This is a genomic window from Pseudomonas sp. R4-35-07, from assembly GCF_003852235.1.
Taxonomy (GTDB): Bacteria; Pseudomonadota; Gammaproteobacteria; order Pseudomonadales; family Pseudomonadaceae; genus Aquipseudomonas.
In genome coordinates, this window is sequence record NZ_CP027732.1 from 1099397 (window position 1) to 1115477 (window position 16081).

Sequence of the window (16081 nt, forward strand, 5' to 3'; positions counted from 1 at the left end):
GGATCAGGGGTGGCGATCTATGGAAGGTTATCGACCCTCTCACGAAAAACTAAAGGTGTGACCTGTGGCGAGGGAGCTTGCTCCCGCTGGGCTGCGAAGCGGCCCCAAAAAGCCTGGGAGCGCTACGCACTCCAGCGCGAGCAAGCTCGCTCGCCACAACAAGCGCGTTCCAATAGGGCGGGGTGTCAGCCTTTCCACACCTGTGGGTTCACCAGGTCCTGCGGGCGTTGGCCGAGCAGGGCGCTGCGCAGGTTGTCGAGCGCGCGGTTGGCCATGGCTTCGCGGGTTTCATGGGTCGCCGAACCGATATGCGGCAGCGTCACCGCATTGCTCAACTGGAACAGGGGCGACTCGGCCAGCGGTTCCTTTTCATACACATCCAGCCCCGCGCCACGAATGCGCTGGGTTTGCAGGGCCTGGATCAACGCGGGCTCGTCCACGACCGGGCCACGGGAGATGTTGATCAGGATCGCACTGGACTTCATCAGTGCCAGTTCCCGGCTGCTGATCAGGTGACGGGTCTTGTCGCTTAGCGGCACCACCAGGCAAACGAAATCCGCCTCGGCCAGCAGCTGGTCCAGGCTGCGAAACTGTGCGCCCAGCTCTTGTTCCAGCGCGCTCTTGCGGCTGTTGCCGCTGTACAGGATCGGCATATTGAAGCCCAGGCGCCCACGCCGGGCCACGGCCGCGCCGATATTGCCCATGCCGACGATGCCCAGGGTCTTGCCGTGCACATCGCAGCCAAACAACGGGGCGCCAACGCTGGCTTTCCACTGGCCGGCCTTGGTCCAGGCGTCCAGTTCGGCCACGCGGCGTGCGCTGCTCATCAACAGGGCGAAGGCCAGGTCGGCGGTGCTCTCGGTGAGCACGTCAGGGGTATTGGTGAGCATGATCCCGCGCTCGTTGAAGTAGGCGACATCGTAGTTGTCGTAGCCCACCGACACACTGGAGACCACCTCCAGCTGGCGCGCGCCTTCAAGCTGTTCGCGGCCCAGCTTGCGGCCCACGCCGATCAGACCATGGGCGTGGGGCAGGGCTTCGTTGAATTGGGCGTTGATGTCCCCCTGCTTGGGGTTGGGCGCAATCACCTCGAAATCCTGTTGCAGGCGTTCGATCATTGGCGGGGTGACACGGCTGAAGGCAAGGACAGTCTTTTTCATGGCAGGCGGGCTCATCGACTACGGAAGAATGCCAAGCAACCTAACATATTGTCAGGACCCCGTTGAACCCATGTGGGAGGGCAAGCTCCCTCCAACAAGGTTCTTTATCGTCTGCCAGCAATCAGTTCGCCAAACGCGCACCGCTCAGGGTGCCGCTCAACTCGTACGCCACTAATTCCGCTTGATGCGCCGCGAGAATCTCCGGCAACGAACCGCGCAAGTATTCCACCCAGGTCTTGATCTTCGCATCCAGGTATTGGCGCGACGGGTAGATGGCGTACAGGTTCAGTTCCTGGGAACGGTAGTTGGGCATTACCCGCACAAGCGTGCCGTTACGCAACCCTTCTATCGCGGCGTACACCGGCAGCAGGCCGACGCCCATGCCGCTGGTGATCGCGGTTTTCATCGCGTCGGCCGAATTGACCAAAAACGGCGAGCTGTTCACCGCAACGCTTTCCTGGCCTTCGGGCCCGTTGAAGGTCCATTTATCCAGCTGGATCACCGGGCTGACCAGGCGCAGGCAGGCGTGATTGAGCAAATCCTGGGGGCGTTGTGCGCAGCCCTTGGCTTTGACGTATTCCGGCGAGGCGCAGGCGATGCTGTAGGTGATGCCCAGGCGTTGCGAGACGAAACCGGAATCGGGCAGTTCGCTGGCCAGCACGATGGACACGTCATAGCCCTCATCAAGCAGGTCCGGCACGCGGTTGGCGAGCGTCAGGTCGAAGGTCACGTCGGGGTGGGTGCGGCGGTAGCGGGCAATCGCGTCGATCACGAAGTGCTGGCCGATACCGGTCATGGTGTGCACTTTCAATTGCCCGGCGGGACGCGCATGGGCGTCGCTGGCTTCCGCCTCGGCTTCCTCGACGTAGGCGAGGATCTGCTCGCAGCGCAGCAAATAGCGCTTACCGGCCTCGGTCAGCGCGATGCGGCGAGTGGTGCGGTTGAGCAAGCGGGTTTGCAGGTGGGCCTCAAGGTTTGAGACCGCGCGCGAGACGTTGGCGGTGGTAGTGTCCAGCTGCGCGGCGGCGGCGGTGAAGCTGCCGGCCTCTGCAACGCAACTGAACGCGCGCATGTTTTGCAAAGTGTCCATGGGGTGTTCTCAAGGGAGATGGCAAATTGTGACAGAAAGTTGCGCCGTCCAGTGATCCCTACCAACGGATTATCGCCTTAACGGTAACAAAGATTCACAGGAATGACAGCTTATCGGCGCCCATCGCGGGCCCTAGAATTGCGCCACCTCTCCCCGTAACACCCTCTCAGGAATTCGTCAGCGTGCCGCGTCGCATCAGCAGAGAGCTGAAGACTCTCAGTGTTTGGGCCTTTACGCTCGCCATCAGCGGCTGTATCGGAACCGCAGGAATCGGCCCCCAGGGCCAATCCTTGAATGCCAACGAGCTGGCCACGGACGAAGCGATTCAGAACGCCGCCAGCGACGCCCACTGGCCCACCGCCCGATGGTGGCAGGCCTACGGCGATCGGCAACTGAACCGCTGGGTCGAACTTGCCACGCAAAACAGTCCGAGTATGGCCATGGCCGCCGCACGGGTGCGTGAAGCGCGCGCCATGGCCGGGGTGGCGGAGTCTGCCGAGTCCGTGCAGATTGACAGCGACACCACCCTCAAACGCCACAACTGGCCGAAGGATCAGTTCTACGGCCCCGGCGAATTGAGCGGTGCGAACACCTGGGATAACAATTCATCCCTGGGCTTGAGTTATGCACTCGACCTGTGGGGCCGCGAAAGCAACGCCACCGAGCGTGCCGTCGACCTGGCTCATATGAACGTCGCCCAAGCGCGCCAGGCCCAGCTCGAGCTGCAGAACAACGTGGTGCGTGCCTATATTCAGTTGTCGCTGCATTACGCCGATCGTGACATCGTCGCCGCCACCTTGGCCCAGCAACAGCAGATGCTGGATCTGGCCAACAAACGCCTGGACGCCGGGATCGGCACGCACTTCGACGTCAGCCAGGCCGAGACCCCGCTGCCGGAAACCCATCGTCAGTTGGACGCGCTCGATGAGCAAATCGCCCTGAGCCGCAACCAGCTGGCGGCGTTGGCCGGCAAAGGCCCGGGCGAGGGTGCGCAGTTGCAACGCCCCAGCCTGTCGCTGGCCGCTGCGTTGAAATTACCCTCGAACTTGCCTGCGCAATTGCTCGGCCAGCGACCGGATGTGGTCGCCAGTCGCTGGCAGGTGGCGGCGCAGGCGCGTGGCATCGACGTCGCCCATGCAGGCTTCTACCCCAACGTCGATCTGGTCGGCAGCCTCGGTTTCATGGCCACCGGTGGCGGCATGCTGGAGTTCCTTGCGGGCAGCAAATTCAATTACAACGTCGGCCCGGCTATTACCCTGCCGATCTTCGACGGTGGGCGTCTGCGTGCGCAACTGGGGCAAGCCAGCGCCGGTTACGACATCGCCGTGGCGCATTACAACCAGACCCTGGTCAATGCGCTCAAGGGCATCAGTGATCAACTGATCCGTCGCGAGTCCATGGACAAACAGGCGGCGTTTGCCGCGCAATCGGTGGCGTCCGCGCAGAAAACCTACGACATCGCGATCATCGCCTATCAACGGGGCCTCACCGACTACCTCAATGTGCTGAATGCCCAGACCCTGCTGTTTCGCCAGCAGCAGATAGCGCAACACGTACAGGCCGCACGCCTGAGTGCGCACGCCGAACTGGTGACTGCCTTGGGCGGTGGCCTCGGTGCCGACGACGATGTACCGCGCAACGACAAGACCCTCCCCGGCAAGACCCCTGCGGCGCTGGCCGTGTTCGATCACTGAGTAGATGGCCATGATTCCTTTGCCTGCACCCCTGCGCTGGCTGCACGCCCTTGAGTGGCGCCGTGGTTTTTTCGACTGGGCGCGCAGCGATGGCGTGACCTGGGTGTATATCTTCAAGGTGCTGCTCGCTGCGTTCCTCACGCTGTGGCTGGCGATGCGCCTGGAACTGTCGCAGCCGCGCACCGCGATGATCACGGTGTTTATCGTGATGCAACCGCAGAGCGGCCAGGTGTTCGCCAAGAGTTTTTACCGCTTTCTCGGCACCCTGGCCGGTTCGGCGGTGATGGTGTTGCTGATCGCGTTGTTTGCGCAGAACACCGAACTATTCCTCGGCGCCCTGGCCATTTGGGTGGGTATCTGCACCGCCGGTGCCACGCGTAACCGTAACTTTCGCGCCTACGGATTCGTGCTTGCCGGCTACACGGCGGCGATGGTCGGCTTGCCGGCGCTGGCCCACCCGGACGGCGCCTTTATGGCGGCGGTGTGGCGCGTGCTGGAAATTTCCCTGGGCATTCTCTGCTCGACGCTGGTCAGCGCCGCGATCCTGCCGCAGACCTCCAGCGCGGCGATGCGCAATGCGCTGTATCAACGCTTTGGCGTGTTCGCATTGTTCGTCACCGACGGTCTGCGCGGTCGCAGTCAGCGTGAAGGCTTTGAAAGCACCAATGTGCGCTTTATCGCCGAGGCGGTGGGCTTGGAGGGCTTGCGCAGCGTTACGGTGTTCGAAGACCCGCACATGCGCCGGCGCAACGGCCGCCTCAATCGCCTCAACAGCGAGTTCATGAGCATCACCACGCGCTTCAACGCCTTGCATCAGTTGCTGGCGCGGTTGCGCGCCGACGCAGCCGATCACGTGGTCGCGGCGATCAAGCCCGGCCTGCAGGACCTGGCTGAAGTGCTCGACGGGTTTTCCGGCCAGGCGCTGACCAGCCCCGACGCGGCGCGGTTGGTCAACTTGCTCAGTGTCTATAAGGACAGCTTGCCTGCCAAGGTGCGCAGCCTGCGCGCCGGCTTCCAGCAAAGCGCCCCCACCGAAGCCGAACAGCTGGATTTTCATACCGCCTACGAGCTGCTGTACCGCTTCGTCGACGACCTGCACAACTATGCGCAAACCCATGCGTCCCTGGCCGAACACCGCCACGCGCGGGAAGACTGGGACCAGGCCTATACGCCGAAGACCAACTGGCTGGCCTGCGCCGCCGCCGGGATACGCGCCTCGTTCATCCTGGTCGTCCTCGGCAGTTATTGGGTAGCCACGGCCTGGCCCAGCGGCGCCACTATGACCTTGATCGCGGCCGCCACCGTTGGCCTGTCCGCCGCCACGCCCAACCCCAAGCGCATGGCTTTCCAGATGGCCTGCGGCACCTTGATTGGTGCGCTGGTGGGCTTCGTCGAAATGTTCTTCGTGTTTCCCTTGATCGATGGCTTCGCGCTGCTGTGCGTGATGCTGGCGCCGGTGATCATTTTCGGCGCCTTTCTCGCCTCACGCCCGCAGTACGCCGGGGTCGGCGTGGGCTTGCTGATCTTCTTCAGCACCGGCTCGGTGCCGGATAACCTGACGCTCTACAACCCTTACAGCTTTATCAACGACTACATCGCCATGGTCATCGGCATGCTGGTGTGCGCTGCGGCCGGGGCAATCATCCTGCCGCCCAATAGCCGCTGGCTGTGGCGTCGCCTCGAGCAAGACCTGCGCGAGCAAGTGGTGTACGCGATCAGCGGCAAGCTCAAGGGCCTGGCGTCGAGTTTCGAAAGCCGCACCCGTGACCTGCTGCACCAGGCCTATGGCCTCGCCGCCGGCCAGCCGCAGGTGCAACGCGAGCTGCTGCGCTGGATGTTCGTGGTGCTGGAGGTCGGCCACGCGATCATCGAACTGCGCAAGGAACAGGCGATCCTGCCGGTGCACCCGGCGTACGCCGAATCCCAGCCCTGGCGCCAGGCGATCCGTGTGATGGGGCGCTCGCTGGTGCGGCTGTTCCTGCAGCCCAGCGCCAGCAACCTGGAGCGCGGGCTGATCGCCGTCGACCATGCGATCAGCCGCGTGCAGGCCACCGATGAACCCTTCGCGCCGCACTTCGACACCTCGGCCCTGCGCCGCGTGAAAAGCTACCTGCACTTTATCCGCACCTCGTTGCTCGACCCGCAATCGCCGTTGGCGACTCTAAAAGGCACCACGCAAGGAGCCATGAATGCCTCGTGAAATCGCCTTCCACGGCCTCTACATGCCGAGCATGACCTTGATGTTCCTGATCGCGGCTGTGCTGGCCTGGGCCCTGGACCGTTTCCTGGCCGGGTTCGACCTGTACCGGTTTTTCTGGCACCCGGCGTTGCTGCGCCTGAGCCTGTTCGTTTGCCTGTTCGGCGCCCTGGCGCTGAGCGTCTACCGTTGAGAATGCCCCGATGAAAAAGTTTTTCAGCCTGCTCGCGACCCTGCTGGTGCTGGCGTTGGCGATCTGGATTGGCCGCACGTTGTGGGTGCATTACATGGAAACGCCGTGGACCCGCGACGGCCGCGTGCGGGCCGATATCATCAACGTCGCTGCCGACGTTACCGGCGAAGTGGTGGACGTGCCGGTACGCGACAACCAGTTGGTAAAAAAAGGCGACCTGCTGATGCAGATCGACCCCGAGCACTACCGCATCGCGGTCAAGCAAGCGCAGTCGCTGGTGGCGTCGCGCAAAGCCACCTGGGAAATGCGCAAGCTCAACGCCCATCGCCGCGCCGACCTCGACGCCCTGGTGATCTCCCGGGAAAACCGCGACGACGCCAGCAACATTGCCGATTCGGCCCTGGCTGATTACCAGCACGCGCTGGCGCAACTGGAAGCGGCTGAACTCAATTTGAAACGCACCCACGTCGTGGCGGCGGTGGACGGCTATGTCACCAACCTCAACGTGCACCGCGGCGACTATGCGCGCATCGGTGAGGCGAAGATGGCCGTGGTGGATATGAACTCGTTCTGGGTTTATGGCTTCTTCGAAGAAACCAAGCTGCCCCACGTGAAGGTCGGCGACACAGCCGACCTGCAGTTAATGAGTGGCGAAACGCTCAAGGGCCATGTGGAAAGCATCTCCCGAGGTATCTACGACCGCGACAACCCCGAGAGCCGCGAGCTGATCGCCGATGTGAACCCTACGTTCAACTGGGTGAGGCTGGCCCAGCGCGTGCCGGTGCGGATTCACATTGATGAAGTGCCGGAAGGCGTGCTGCTGGCGGCGGGCATCACCTGCACCGTGATCGTCAACCAGGCGCAAAACTAAAATGTGGGAGGGGGCAAGCCCCCTCCCACATTCTTTAATCGAGTCAGGCCTTGATAAAGGTTTCATGCAGATGGCGCCACAACAGCGCACCACTGGCCTGCTTCTCGAACACCACCGTCGCCCGTCGATCCGTCCGCGTACCGCTGTCATCCACCTGATGTTCGCGATAAGTCACCGTGGCACCGCGTGCATGCCGGTCAATCCCGGTCATTTCACTCAAGGTGATTTTCAAACCTGGGCGCATGCCGCCCAGCCGAGTGAACAGAGCATTCACCCCGGCTGCGTTGACGCGCGTGCCAGTGGCAGGTGCGACCATGCTGAATTCGGGGGAGAAGCGCGCGAGCAGACTCTGCAGGGTACCTTCGGGCGCGACGCCGGCAAACCATTGCTCGATTTCGACGTGGGTCTGGATCACTTCTTCGAAAAAGTCGCTGTAGTCGATCATTTATAAACTCCCATTCAAACCAAAGCGTTTTTTCAACACGGTTTCCAATAATCCTTTGGGCAGCAGGGCTGCCATCAACGGCAACGCTCGACTGCCATTGCCCGAGCGCAACAGGCGCGGTGGCCGGGTTTGTTGCACGGCCTTGAGCACATCCGCCGCAAACTTGCTGACCGAAGTCGGCTTGTCCTGCGAGGCCTGGGAGCGCGCACGAATGCCTTCACGCAACGGCCACCACGGCGACTGTTCTTTGATCAACAGCTCGGCCTGGGCTCCGGCAGTCTTTGCAAAGTGTGTATCAATCGCACCGGGTTGAACCTCCATGACGCGCACGCCAAACGGCGCCAGCTCCATGCGCAAGGCGTCGCTCAGGGCATGTACGGCGGCTTTCGACGCGCAGTAGGCCCCGGCGAAGGGTGTGACCAGCACGCCGGAGACGCTGCCGATATTGATGACCAGGCCTCTGCCGCGCCGCAGGGCGGGAAACAGCGCCTGCGTCACGCCGACGATGGAAAACACGTTGGTCTCGAACTGGCGTTGCATCGCCTCGGTGCCGCCATCGAGCAGCGGGCCCATGGCGCCGTAGCCGGCGTTGTTAACCAGCACATCGAGCTCGCTCAGTTGTTCGGCCAGGCGCTGCAAGGCGCCAGGGTCGTTGACGTCCAGCTGCACAGCGTTGAAGCCGGCGGCGGCTAGGGCGGCGACATCGTCTGTGCGGCGGGCGCTGGCCCACACCGCGTAGCCTGCGGCCTTGAAGGCATCGGCCAGGGCGCGGCCGATGCCGCTGGAGCAACCGGTGATCAGTACGTTGGGCATGGGGCAATCCTTTCTAGTCCGAGAAACTGCCTTGCAGGTGCTCGGCACGAAATTCCAGGGTTTGTGGGCGGTAGCCGGGGCGTAACGGCGGGACGGGCAGGCAGTCGTCCCAGGTGGCGCCGGCCTGCAGCTCGCCGGGGCCGCGATAGCGCGGGGCCGCGTACACGTTGTCGGCCAGGTTTACGGTGTCGCCGGGTGCGTAGGCGGCGATACGCCAGCGCAGTTCGGTCAGCGGTACATCGTTGCCGTTGTTCAGCGTCAGCTTCAATGGGCGGTCGGCAGGGCATTCCTGCGCAGCGTAGCTGACGCGCAGTTCCAGGCGGGCCAGTTGCGCCGCTTCGCGGTTGTCGAGCCAGACCACCCAGACTGCCACCAAACCCAGGCCGACGGCAGCGGCCAGCGACACCGGCAGGGCCTTGGCCGGATAGCGCAGCAGCAGGACCAGCCAGGTGATGATCAGCAACACACCAAAGAACATACACACAACCTCGCACAGGGATAAAACATCCTACTCGTGGGGCGGGCCGATTGCCTATGGTGCAGCGCTGCTTTCCCTCGTGCGCAGGTATCTATTCCCTCTGATGCAGGAACTGCATCGCTCTCTTTTGCCACGAAGTCTTTACAAGGAATGACCTTGAAAGCCAGGAAGGTGCCAAACCGTAGATTCATGAATTCAGGTGCTTTTATGACCGTCTCAAATATCGCCACACCCGTATTGACCTCCCTCAGCGCACCTATGGCGCCGGTACCGCCCGCAGCGTCGGCAGCAGTCAGTCAAGCGCCCAATCCAGAGGTCGGCTCAACATCATTGCCGCGTATGCAGAACCTGGGGCTGACGAGCTTGCGGCAGACTGTCATGCAAGGTATCAGCGACCAACTCAGTTCATACGTTTCCCCTAGGCTTTCGATGAACTCGGAACAAACCAAAGGGGCTGCCTTGACGCTAGCTGGGGGGATGGCAAAAGTGCTTGGACAGAGCATGACGAAATCAGGTGGTGCAAGCTCCAAAGCGGTGGGTACGGCTTTGATATGGGGAGGCAAAACGGCTGAAAAAATTGGCAAAGGCACTTACAAAGAGGCTGGCAAGGATCACGGGGCGGGTAATTACAATGCCTTTGCCCCGCGGAACTGGGCCAAGTAGCCGTGTTGGCCTGCTATTGAGCTGCGGGCCCGCTGCCCAGCCGTCTGTGCAGAAATGATCGGCCGGCTGGGTCGGCATCTTGCTGCCCTGCACGGCCAACATTTTGGGTTTGCAAGGTGCGACGCCGTGAGACTTTCATTGCACTAAAAAGCCCCCGCCTGACCGGCTGCGGATAGGGGACGCAGCCGGCTGGGCGGGGGCTTTCTGTACGACTCCTTTATTGCGCGATAGTTTTCACCGAAACACCCCGTTCAATCGGCGTCGAGCGGCCGTAGATATCTTCGAACCGCTCGATATCGTCTTCGCCCAGGTAGCTGCCCGATTGCACTTCGATGATCTCCAACGGGATCTTGCCCGGGTTGCGCAGGCGGTGCACCGAGGCAATCGGGATGTAAGTGGACTGGTTCTCGCACAGCAGGAACACGTTGTCGTCACAGGTGACTTCAGCGGTGCCGCTGACCACGATCCAGTGTTCGGCGCGGTGGTGGTGCATCTGCAGTGACAGGCAGGCGCCCGGCTTGACCGAGATGTGCTTGACCTGGAACCGCCCGCCCATATCCACCGAATCGTAGGAGCCCCACGGACGATACACTTCGCAGTGGTTCTGGGTTTCGCTGCGCCCCTGCTCATTGAGGGTGTTGACCATCTGCTTGACGCCCTGGACCTTGTCCTTATGGGCAATCATCATCGCGTCCTTGGTTTCCACCACCACGATATTGTCCAGGCCGATCACCGAGACCAGCTTGCCGTTGCCATGCACCATGCAGTTGCGGCTGTCCTGGATGACCACGTCACCCTTGCTCACGTTGCCGTTGGCGTCTTTATCGTTGACCGCCCACAGCGAGGCCCAGCAACCGACGTCGCTCCAGCCGGCGCTCAGTGGCACCACACAGGCGCGTTGGGTTTTTTCCATCACGGCGTAGTCGATGGAGTTGTCCGGGCAGCAGGCGAAGGTGGCTTCATCGAACGTCACGGTGTCGGTGGTCTGCTCGCTGCGCTCCAGGGTCAGGACGCAGGTGTCGTAGATGTCCGGATCGTGCTTTTTCAGCTCTTCCAGGAAGCGGCTGGCGCGGAACAGGAACATGCCGCTGTTCCAGAAGTAGCCACCGCTTTTGACGAACTCGACCGCGCGTTTTTCATCGGGTTTTTCCACGAACTGCTGTACGCGGCTCACGCCTTCGGGCAGCAGCGAATCGTTGGTGGACTTGATGTAGCCGTAGCCGGTTTCCGGGCGCGTGGCCGGTACGCCGAACAGCACCATTTCGCCGCGCTCGGCCGCCACGGTGGCCAGGGCCAGGGCGCGTTGCAGGGCTTTCTGGTCGTCGATGACGTGGTCGGCGGGCAGCACCAGCATCAACTCGTCACGGCCTTCATTGACCAGCATCATCGCGGTCAAGGCCACGGCCGGCGCGGTGTTGCGGCCGAACGGTTCCATCAGGATGCGTTGGCATTCGAGTTTGCGCGCGCTCAACTGCTCGTTGACGATGAAGCGGTGATCCTTGTTGCAGACCACGATCGGTGAGTCCATGCCTTCGAACACCAGGCGCTCCAGGGTTTGCTGGAACAGCGTGTGCTCGCCGGTCAGGGCCAGGAATTGTTTTGGAAATTGTTTACGGGAAAGCGGCCAAAGACGTGAGCCGCTACCACCGGAAAGGATTACTGGGATCATGGGTGTTTCTCCTGAAAGATAGTTGGAAGCTGCAAGCCATTAGCTGCAAGTAACAGCTCTTCACTTGCAGCTTGAAGCTTGTCGCTTAGTACTCGCGCAATCAGCGGGTCGACACCGGACGCTTGACCCAGACAGGCGACAAGCTCGAACCGGAGCCGGTGACATACAGCACCGCCGCTTCACCACGTTCCAACGCAACCGGCTTCACATCGCCGACTTTCTTGTCACCGTCATACAACGCCAGGCTCACCTTCACCGGGTTGATTTCACGTTCGCCACGGCCTTTGGCGGCTACCGACTTGACCACGTCAGTCTTGCCATCGGCGGTTTTCAGGGTCAGGGCCTTGTCGCTGAGGTTCTGCACGCGAACCAGGGACTTCTGCTTGTTCTTGAACGGCGGCTCTTCGATCAGTTGCGGCTGGCCGCTGCTGTTGTTGACCAAGGTGTAGTAGTGATCGGCCGCAAGCTTGACCGGTACGGTCTGGCTGCCGACCTTGGCGCTGTAGTCACCACCGGGCATGAAGCTGAAGTCGCTGCTGGCCAACGGCGCGACGTCGCTGAGGTTGGTGCTGCCAACGGTGGCGCTGACTTCCTGGTTGCTGGCGTTGTAGATGCGCACGAAGCTCGAACCTTTTGGCGCGGTAGGGCCGTAGAGCGCGGCGTCACCACCGGCGAAGGCAGACATCGATACGAAGCTCAGGCCGGCAGCGATAGCCAGGGTCTTGGCGAGACGACGAGGAGTTGTAGTGAAAGTCATGTGAGTTACCTCTCTTTCAGTTTTGCGCCCGGTCGGGCGTCTCGGATTTCTGATTTTTAAAAGCGGGGGTGTTCTGTGCCATGTTTTGTTGGCGCGAACCGGCTTGTTTAAGTTGCGCAACCCATGATGGGTCGGCATCACCGATTTCGTTGTTGACGGGCAGATAGCGTTCAGGGAACTCCCAGATCAGCACCTGCGGCGGGCTGTTCTTGAAGTCATCACTTTTCAGGTAGCTGAGCATCGGCAGGATCGGGCCGTGGCCGTCTTCGGCGTAGCTGACCACGTCGCTGCCCAGGGCTTGCTTGAGGGCGCCGACGAAGTTCCAGTTGGGGTTGGCGCTGTAGCTGGTGCCGACCAGTGCCACCGGGGTTTGGCTGTCGCTGAACAGCGCGTCGTCGCCCTGGGTTTGGGCCAGGTGCGTCACGCGTTTTTCCAGCGGCTCTTTAGGCGGCATCAGGTTTTCGAACAGCGGGTCCAGCGGCAGGAACAGACGCAGGTCGCCTTTATGCGGCTCGGCCTTTTCCGCTTCGGTAACAAAGCGCTGCGGCTCACCGTTGAGCGGAGTTTTATCGGCAATCGCCTTGGCCAATTGCTTGGCGGCGATTTCGGCACCGTCCGGTGTCCAGTGGGTGTCGGTGCGCAGGAACACTTGCTTGCCGCCCAGCTTGGCCTGTTGCAGCGGGCCGAGCAGGTCCGGGGCGATGATCTTGTCCGCCGCGACACGGGCGTGGAAGTCCTGGTACAGGTTGGCGTGGATGCTCGCCGGTTTCACTTCACCCAGGTGCTCCGGATACAGGCGCACCTTGGCCGGCACGATCGCCATCACCAGCTGGATGCCCTGGGCCTTGAGCTTCTGGCGCACGCCTTCGACCAGCGCGTAATTGCCCTGCAGGTTCTGGTCTTCGTTGACGGCAGGGTTGAACTCCTCGTCGCTGTACAACCAATGATCGCGGCCCAGCACCACGCCAGGGCGGCCTTCATTGAACAGCTTGTAGTCAAGCGCCGCCCAAAGGTTGGTGCCCAGGCGCTTGATCGGGAACTGGTCGTCGTAATGGGTCTCGACGGCTTTGGTCCAGCGACCGTTGAGCACGGTGGCATCGGCATTAGTGCTGAAGCCGAAGAAACTGCGTAGCGACCAGGCGCCCAGTGCCAACAGCACCACCAGGAACAGGCCGATATAGAGGACGCGTAATGAACGGGTCATGGTCGGCTCCCTCAGAATTGGAAGTAAAGGAACGGCGAGAAACTCTGCGCCGACAGTTTCAGGATCGACGCCACGAACAGCAGCAGCACGGCGGCGCGCATGGCGTAGCGTGGCCAGTCAGCGGTCCAGTAGGCCGGTTGCACGGCGGCGTCACGGCCCACCGTGAAGCCAGGCTCGTGGATGCTGCCGGGGTTGTCGCCCGGTACGGCCTTGATCAGGCTCGGATCGCTCGGCTTGGTCTTGTCGGCAGGGCGATTGCGGTAGAAATCGCGCAGGCCGAAGAACGCCAGCGTTGCGTAGGCCACCACCAGGGTCGCCACTTGCAGGCCGGTGAGGCTGGCGCGGTTGAGTTCCGACAGCGACCATTCGCCAAAGCTGAACATCGCACCGTACATACGCCCGGCGACATGCAGGTTTTCCGCGCGGAAGATCACCCAGCCCATCACCACCAGCAGGAAGGTGAAGGCCCAGCGCAGCACATTGAAGCTGCGCGGCGCGGTGTTGAGGCCGATGGCTTTTTCAATCGCCAGCCACATGCCGTGCCAGGCACCCCACACGATGTAGGTGATGTTGGCGCCGTGCCACAGGCCACCGAGCAGCATGGTCAGGAACAGGTTGCGATAGGTGGTCAGCGTACCTTTGCGGTTGCCGCCCAGGGTGATGTACAGGTAATCGCGCAACCAGGTCGACAGGCTGATGTGCCAGCGCCGCCAGAACTCGGTGATCGACTGGCTGATGTACGGCTGCTTGAAGTTTTCCATGAAGCGGAAACCCATCATCAGGCCCAGGCCGATGGCCATGTCGCTGTAGCCGGAGAAGTCGAAATACAACTGTGCGGTGTAGGCCAGCGCACCGAGCCAGGCATCCCCCGTAGTTGGGTTTTGCAAGGCGAAGCAGTGATCCGCGACTACCGCCAGGGTGTCGGCGATAAACACCTTCTTGATGAAACCCTGCATGAACCGCGTGCAGCCCTCGGAGAACTTGTCGAGGGTGTGGGTGCGGTTGTTGAACTGGTCAGCCAGGTCGCGAAAACGCAACACGGGGCCGGCGATCAGGTGCGGGAAGATCGCCACGAACGCCGCGAAGTCGATCAGGTTGCGCGTCGCCGGCGTATCGCCACGGTATACGTCGATGATGTAGCTGATGGACTCGAAGATGTAGAACGAGATACCAATCGGCAACAGCACGTGGGTGAGGATGAACGGCTCCAGGCCCATCGACTTCATCATCACGTTGATGCTGTCGACGCCGAAGTTGGCGTACTTGAAGTAGCCGAGGATGCACAGGTCGACTGCCACGCCGAGCAACAGCCAGCGTTGGGCCGGTTTGGTGCGCACGCCGGCGGCGCCGACCTTGAGGCCGATCCAGTAATTCCACAGGGTCACTGCGGCGAACAAAGCCAGGAAGTCCACTCGCCACCAGGCGTAGAACACATAGCTGGCAATCAGCAGCAGCAGGTTGCGATAGCGTTGCCCGCTCAAGTAGTACAAGCCGAGAAAGATCGGCAAGAACAGAAACAGGAACACATTGGACGAGAAAACCATCCCGATCTCTCCATGTTTAACCAACAGTCAAGGGCCAGAGCCCCCCCAAACCCCCCCACGATTTCGGGGGAGGCTTTGATCGTTCCCACGCTCTGCGTGGGAATGCCTCTTGTGACGCTCTGCGTCACGCTTTGGGACGCAGAGCGTCCCGTGCTGCATTCCCACGCGGAGCGTGGGAACGATCAGCGACTAGCTGCCTTTGTTGCCTTTTTCGTGCGTCGGGTCGTAGACCTTGGTCAGGTCACCGCCCAGGCGGAACGTCTTGAATGGCTGCATGCCATGCTTGCGTTCGAGCACATCCGGGGCGCAGGTGTAGAGGGTGCAGAACGGCTCAAGCCAGGCGAATTTCATCGCCTGCTTCAAATCCTTCATGTCCTGCTCCTTGCCGTTCTTCTGTTCGAAGATGTCCGGGTCTTTCACCCCGGCGAGTACCTTGTCGCCCAGGCGCTTGAGCGCACTGTTGTTTTCCTGGCGCAGGTCCACACCGTTGACCAAGGCAAAGCTTGCGATCATCGACAGCGGCGGCAGGGCGTAGTTGTGATACGACAAAGCCCGTTGCTGACGCTTCAATTCGTTGGGCAGGAAGCCTTGGTCGTCGACCTGGTTCACCCCGACCTTGTATTCCTTGACAGCCCAATCGAACAGGTCGCGACGGTTAGTGGCGATGGACGTTGCCATCACCGACCAGGCGGCCCAGTACGAGTGGTTGTTGGTTTTTTCCAGCGGCAGGTTGTCCCAGTCGCTCACCACTTGATCGGCCAGCTTGTTGAACCAGGCCTCGATCAGTTGCGATTCCTGCTGATGGTTGGCCAGCGGGTGCGAGTCGGAGAATTTCAAGCGCACATAGGCCGAGGCCATGCTGCCCAGCGCCCATTTGCGCATCGACTTGCCGGTGTGGTTGAAGTCCTTGGACATCAACGCATCAGCCTTGGCCCACGACACCAGCCAGTTCAGCGTGCATTCGAGCTGCTGCGGACGACCGTCGCGCATGAACTGCATCACGCGCTTGCTGGTGTCTTTTTCCAGCTTGGTGATGTCGGCGGTGCTGTCGCGAAAGGCCTGTTCCGATTGCACGTTCAGGGTCGAACGCGCCTTGTCGGAGCCTTCGTACTTGCTGCGAAATTGCAGAGGCCCGGTGTAGGGCGTCGGCATGGCGTCGCAGTTTTCCTTGAAGTCGCCGGTCTTGAACGCTTCGATCGGTGCAAAATAGCCCTGGGGCGGCCGCAGGGGTGCGGCGGCGTTGACGGAGCCGGCAAACATCGCCAGGCCTAGCAGGGTGGGCAGCAATAACTTTTGCATAAGT

15 protein-coding genes are annotated in these 16081 nt (G+C 61.7%); 5 read left to right on the plus strand and 10 right to left on the minus strand.

What is annotated here, in order from left to right:
• Positions 1-185: 185 nt before the first annotated feature.
• Positions 186-1160 (minus strand): D-glycerate dehydrogenase, encoded by a 975-nt coding sequence (locus C4J89_RS04920; protein WP_124361374.1) that lies wholly within the window; start codon positions 1158-1160, stop codon positions 186-188.
• Between the two features lie 121 nt (positions 1161-1281).
• Entirely contained in the window at positions 1282-2250 is a 969-nt protein-coding gene (locus tag C4J89_RS04925) for a LysR family transcriptional regulator (RefSeq protein WP_124361375.1), read from the minus strand.
• Positions 2251-2432: 182 nt separating this feature from the next.
• On the opposite strand from C4J89_RS04925, the gene C4J89_RS04930 reads away from it, so the two are divergent.
• The 4 genes from C4J89_RS04930 to C4J89_RS04945 are packed head-to-tail and all read left to right on the plus strand — an operon-like array spanning position 2433 to position 7205.
• The gene (locus C4J89_RS04930; RefSeq protein ID WP_124413893.1) at positions 2433-3944 is read left to right on the plus strand and encodes an efflux transporter outer membrane subunit; all 1512 of its coding nucleotides are present in this window, start codon (positions 2433-2435) and stop codon (positions 3942-3944) included.
• A 10-nt stretch (positions 3945-3954) separates the two neighbouring features.
• Positions 3955-6144 carry an FUSC family protein gene (locus C4J89_RS04935; RefSeq protein ID WP_124413894.1) on the plus strand — a complete coding sequence of 730 codons (2190 nt, stop codon included), beginning with the start codon at positions 3955-3957 and terminating at the stop codon, positions 6142-6144.
• Positions 6134-6334, plus strand: coding sequence for a DUF1656 domain-containing protein (locus C4J89_RS04940; RefSeq protein WP_124361378.1), 201 nt, complete (start codon positions 6134-6136; stop codon positions 6332-6334). The genes C4J89_RS04935 and C4J89_RS04940 overlap by 11 nt, the downstream gene beginning before the upstream one ends.
• Before the next feature lie 10 nt (positions 6335-6344).
• Positions 6345-7205, plus strand: a complete 861-nt coding sequence (locus C4J89_RS04945; RefSeq protein ID WP_124413895.1) for an HlyD family secretion protein — start codon at positions 6345-6347, stop codon at positions 7203-7205.
• Between the two features lie 43 nt (positions 7206-7248).
• Here the strand turns inward: C4J89_RS04945 and C4J89_RS04950 are convergent, their stop codons facing one another.
• The 3 genes from C4J89_RS04950 to C4J89_RS04960 are packed head-to-tail and all read right to left on the minus strand — an operon-like array spanning position 7249 to position 8941.
• Positions 7249-7650, minus strand: coding sequence for a DUF4440 domain-containing protein (locus C4J89_RS04950; RefSeq protein WP_124361380.1), 402 nt, complete (start codon positions 7648-7650; stop codon positions 7249-7251).
• Complete coding sequence (locus C4J89_RS04955; RefSeq protein WP_124413896.1) at positions 7651-8463, minus strand: SDR family oxidoreductase; 813 nt, start codon at positions 8461-8463, stop codon at positions 7651-7653.
• Positions 8464-8476: 13 nt separating this feature from the next.
• A complete protein-coding gene (locus tag C4J89_RS04960; protein ID WP_124361382.1) occupies positions 8477-8941 on the minus strand; it encodes a multidrug transporter in 465 nt (154 codons plus the stop codon).
• A gap of 207 nt (positions 8942-9148) precedes the next feature.
• Between C4J89_RS04960 and C4J89_RS04965 the strand changes: the two genes are divergently transcribed.
• Complete coding sequence (locus C4J89_RS04965; protein WP_124361383.1) at positions 9149-9604, plus strand: hypothetical protein; 456 nt, start codon at positions 9149-9151, stop codon at positions 9602-9604.
• A gap of 217 nt (positions 9605-9821) precedes the next feature.
• On the opposite strand, the gene C4J89_RS04970 is transcribed toward C4J89_RS04965, so the two are convergent.
• From C4J89_RS04970 to C4J89_RS04990, 5 genes are all read right to left on the minus strand, one after another.
• Positions 9822-11273 carry a mannose-1-phosphate guanylyltransferase/mannose-6-phosphate isomerase gene (locus C4J89_RS04970; protein WP_124361384.1) on the minus strand — a complete coding sequence of 484 codons (1452 nt, stop codon included), beginning with the start codon at positions 11271-11273 and terminating at the stop codon, positions 9822-9824.
• 100 nt (positions 11274-11373) lie between these two features.
• On the minus strand, positions 11374-12030 hold the full coding sequence (locus C4J89_RS04975; protein WP_043049782.1) for an alginate O-acetyltransferase AlgF: 657 nt from the start codon (positions 12028-12030) through the stop codon (positions 11374-11376).
• 16 nt (positions 12031-12046) lie between these two features.
• The gene (locus C4J89_RS04980; protein ID WP_124413897.1) at positions 12047-13234 is read right to left on the minus strand and encodes an alginate O-acetyltransferase; all 1188 of its coding nucleotides are present in this window, start codon (positions 13232-13234) and stop codon (positions 12047-12049) included.
• Between the two features lie 11 nt (positions 13235-13245).
• Positions 13246-14778: an MBOAT family protein gene (locus C4J89_RS04985; protein ID WP_124361386.1), complete on the minus strand. Its 1533-nt coding sequence runs from the start codon at positions 14776-14778 to the stop codon at positions 13246-13248.
• Between the two features lie 189 nt (positions 14779-14967).
• The gene (locus tag C4J89_RS04990) at positions 14968-16077 is read right to left on the minus strand and encodes a mannuronate-specific alginate lyase (RefSeq protein WP_124361387.1); all 1110 of its coding nucleotides are present in this window, start codon (positions 16075-16077) and stop codon (positions 14968-14970) included.
• Between the last annotated feature and the right edge of the window lie 4 nt (positions 16078-16081).

Bases quoted from the DNA above. Each gene is read 5' to 3' on its own strand.
- C4J89_RS04960 (WP_124361382.1), bottom strand. From the start codon at position 8,941: ATGTTCTTTGGTGTGTTGCTGATCATCACCTGGCTGGTCCTGCTGCTG.
- C4J89_RS04990 (WP_124361387.1), bottom strand. From the start codon at position 16,077: ATGCAAAAGTTATTGCTGCCCACCCTGCTAGGCCTGGCGATGTTTGCC.
- C4J89_RS04935 (WP_124413894.1), top strand. From the start codon at position 3,955: ATGATTCCTTTGCCTGCACCCCTGCGCTGGCTGCACGCCCTTGAGTGG.
- C4J89_RS04940 (WP_124361378.1), top strand. From the start codon at position 6,134: ATGCCTCGTGAAATCGCCTTCCACGGCCTCTACATGCCGAGCATGACC.
- C4J89_RS04970 (WP_124361384.1), bottom strand. From the start codon at position 11,273: ATGATCCCAGTAATCCTTTCCGGTGGTAGCGGCTCACGTCTTTGGCCG.
- C4J89_RS04945 (WP_124413895.1), top strand. From the start codon at position 6,345: ATGAAAAAGTTTTTCAGCCTGCTCGCGACCCTGCTGGTGCTGGCGTTG.
- C4J89_RS04985 (WP_124361386.1), bottom strand. From the start codon at position 14,778: ATGGTTTTCTCGTCCAATGTGTTCCTGTTTCTGTTCTTGCCGATCTTT.
- C4J89_RS04950 (WP_124361380.1), bottom strand. From the start codon at position 7,650: ATGATCGACTACAGCGACTTTTTCGAAGAAGTGATCCAGACCCACGTC.
- C4J89_RS04955 (WP_124413896.1), bottom strand. From the start codon at position 8,463: ATGCCCAACGTACTGATCACCGGTTGCTCCAGCGGCATCGGCCGCGCC.
- C4J89_RS04925 (WP_124361375.1), bottom strand. From the start codon at position 2,250: ATGGACACTTTGCAAAACATGCGCGCGTTCAGTTGCGTTGCAGAGGCC.
- C4J89_RS04975 (WP_043049782.1), bottom strand. From the start codon at position 12,030: ATGACTTTCACTACAACTCCTCGTCGTCTCGCCAAGACCCTGGCTATC.
- C4J89_RS04980 (WP_124413897.1), bottom strand. From the start codon at position 13,234: ATGACCCGTTCATTACGCGTCCTCTATATCGGCCTGTTCCTGGTGGTG.
- C4J89_RS04920 (WP_124361374.1), bottom strand. From the start codon at position 1,160: ATGAAAAAGACTGTCCTTGCCTTCAGCCGTGTCACCCCGCCAATGATC.
- C4J89_RS04965 (WP_124361383.1), top strand. From the start codon at position 9,149: ATGACCGTCTCAAATATCGCCACACCCGTATTGACCTCCCTCAGCGCA.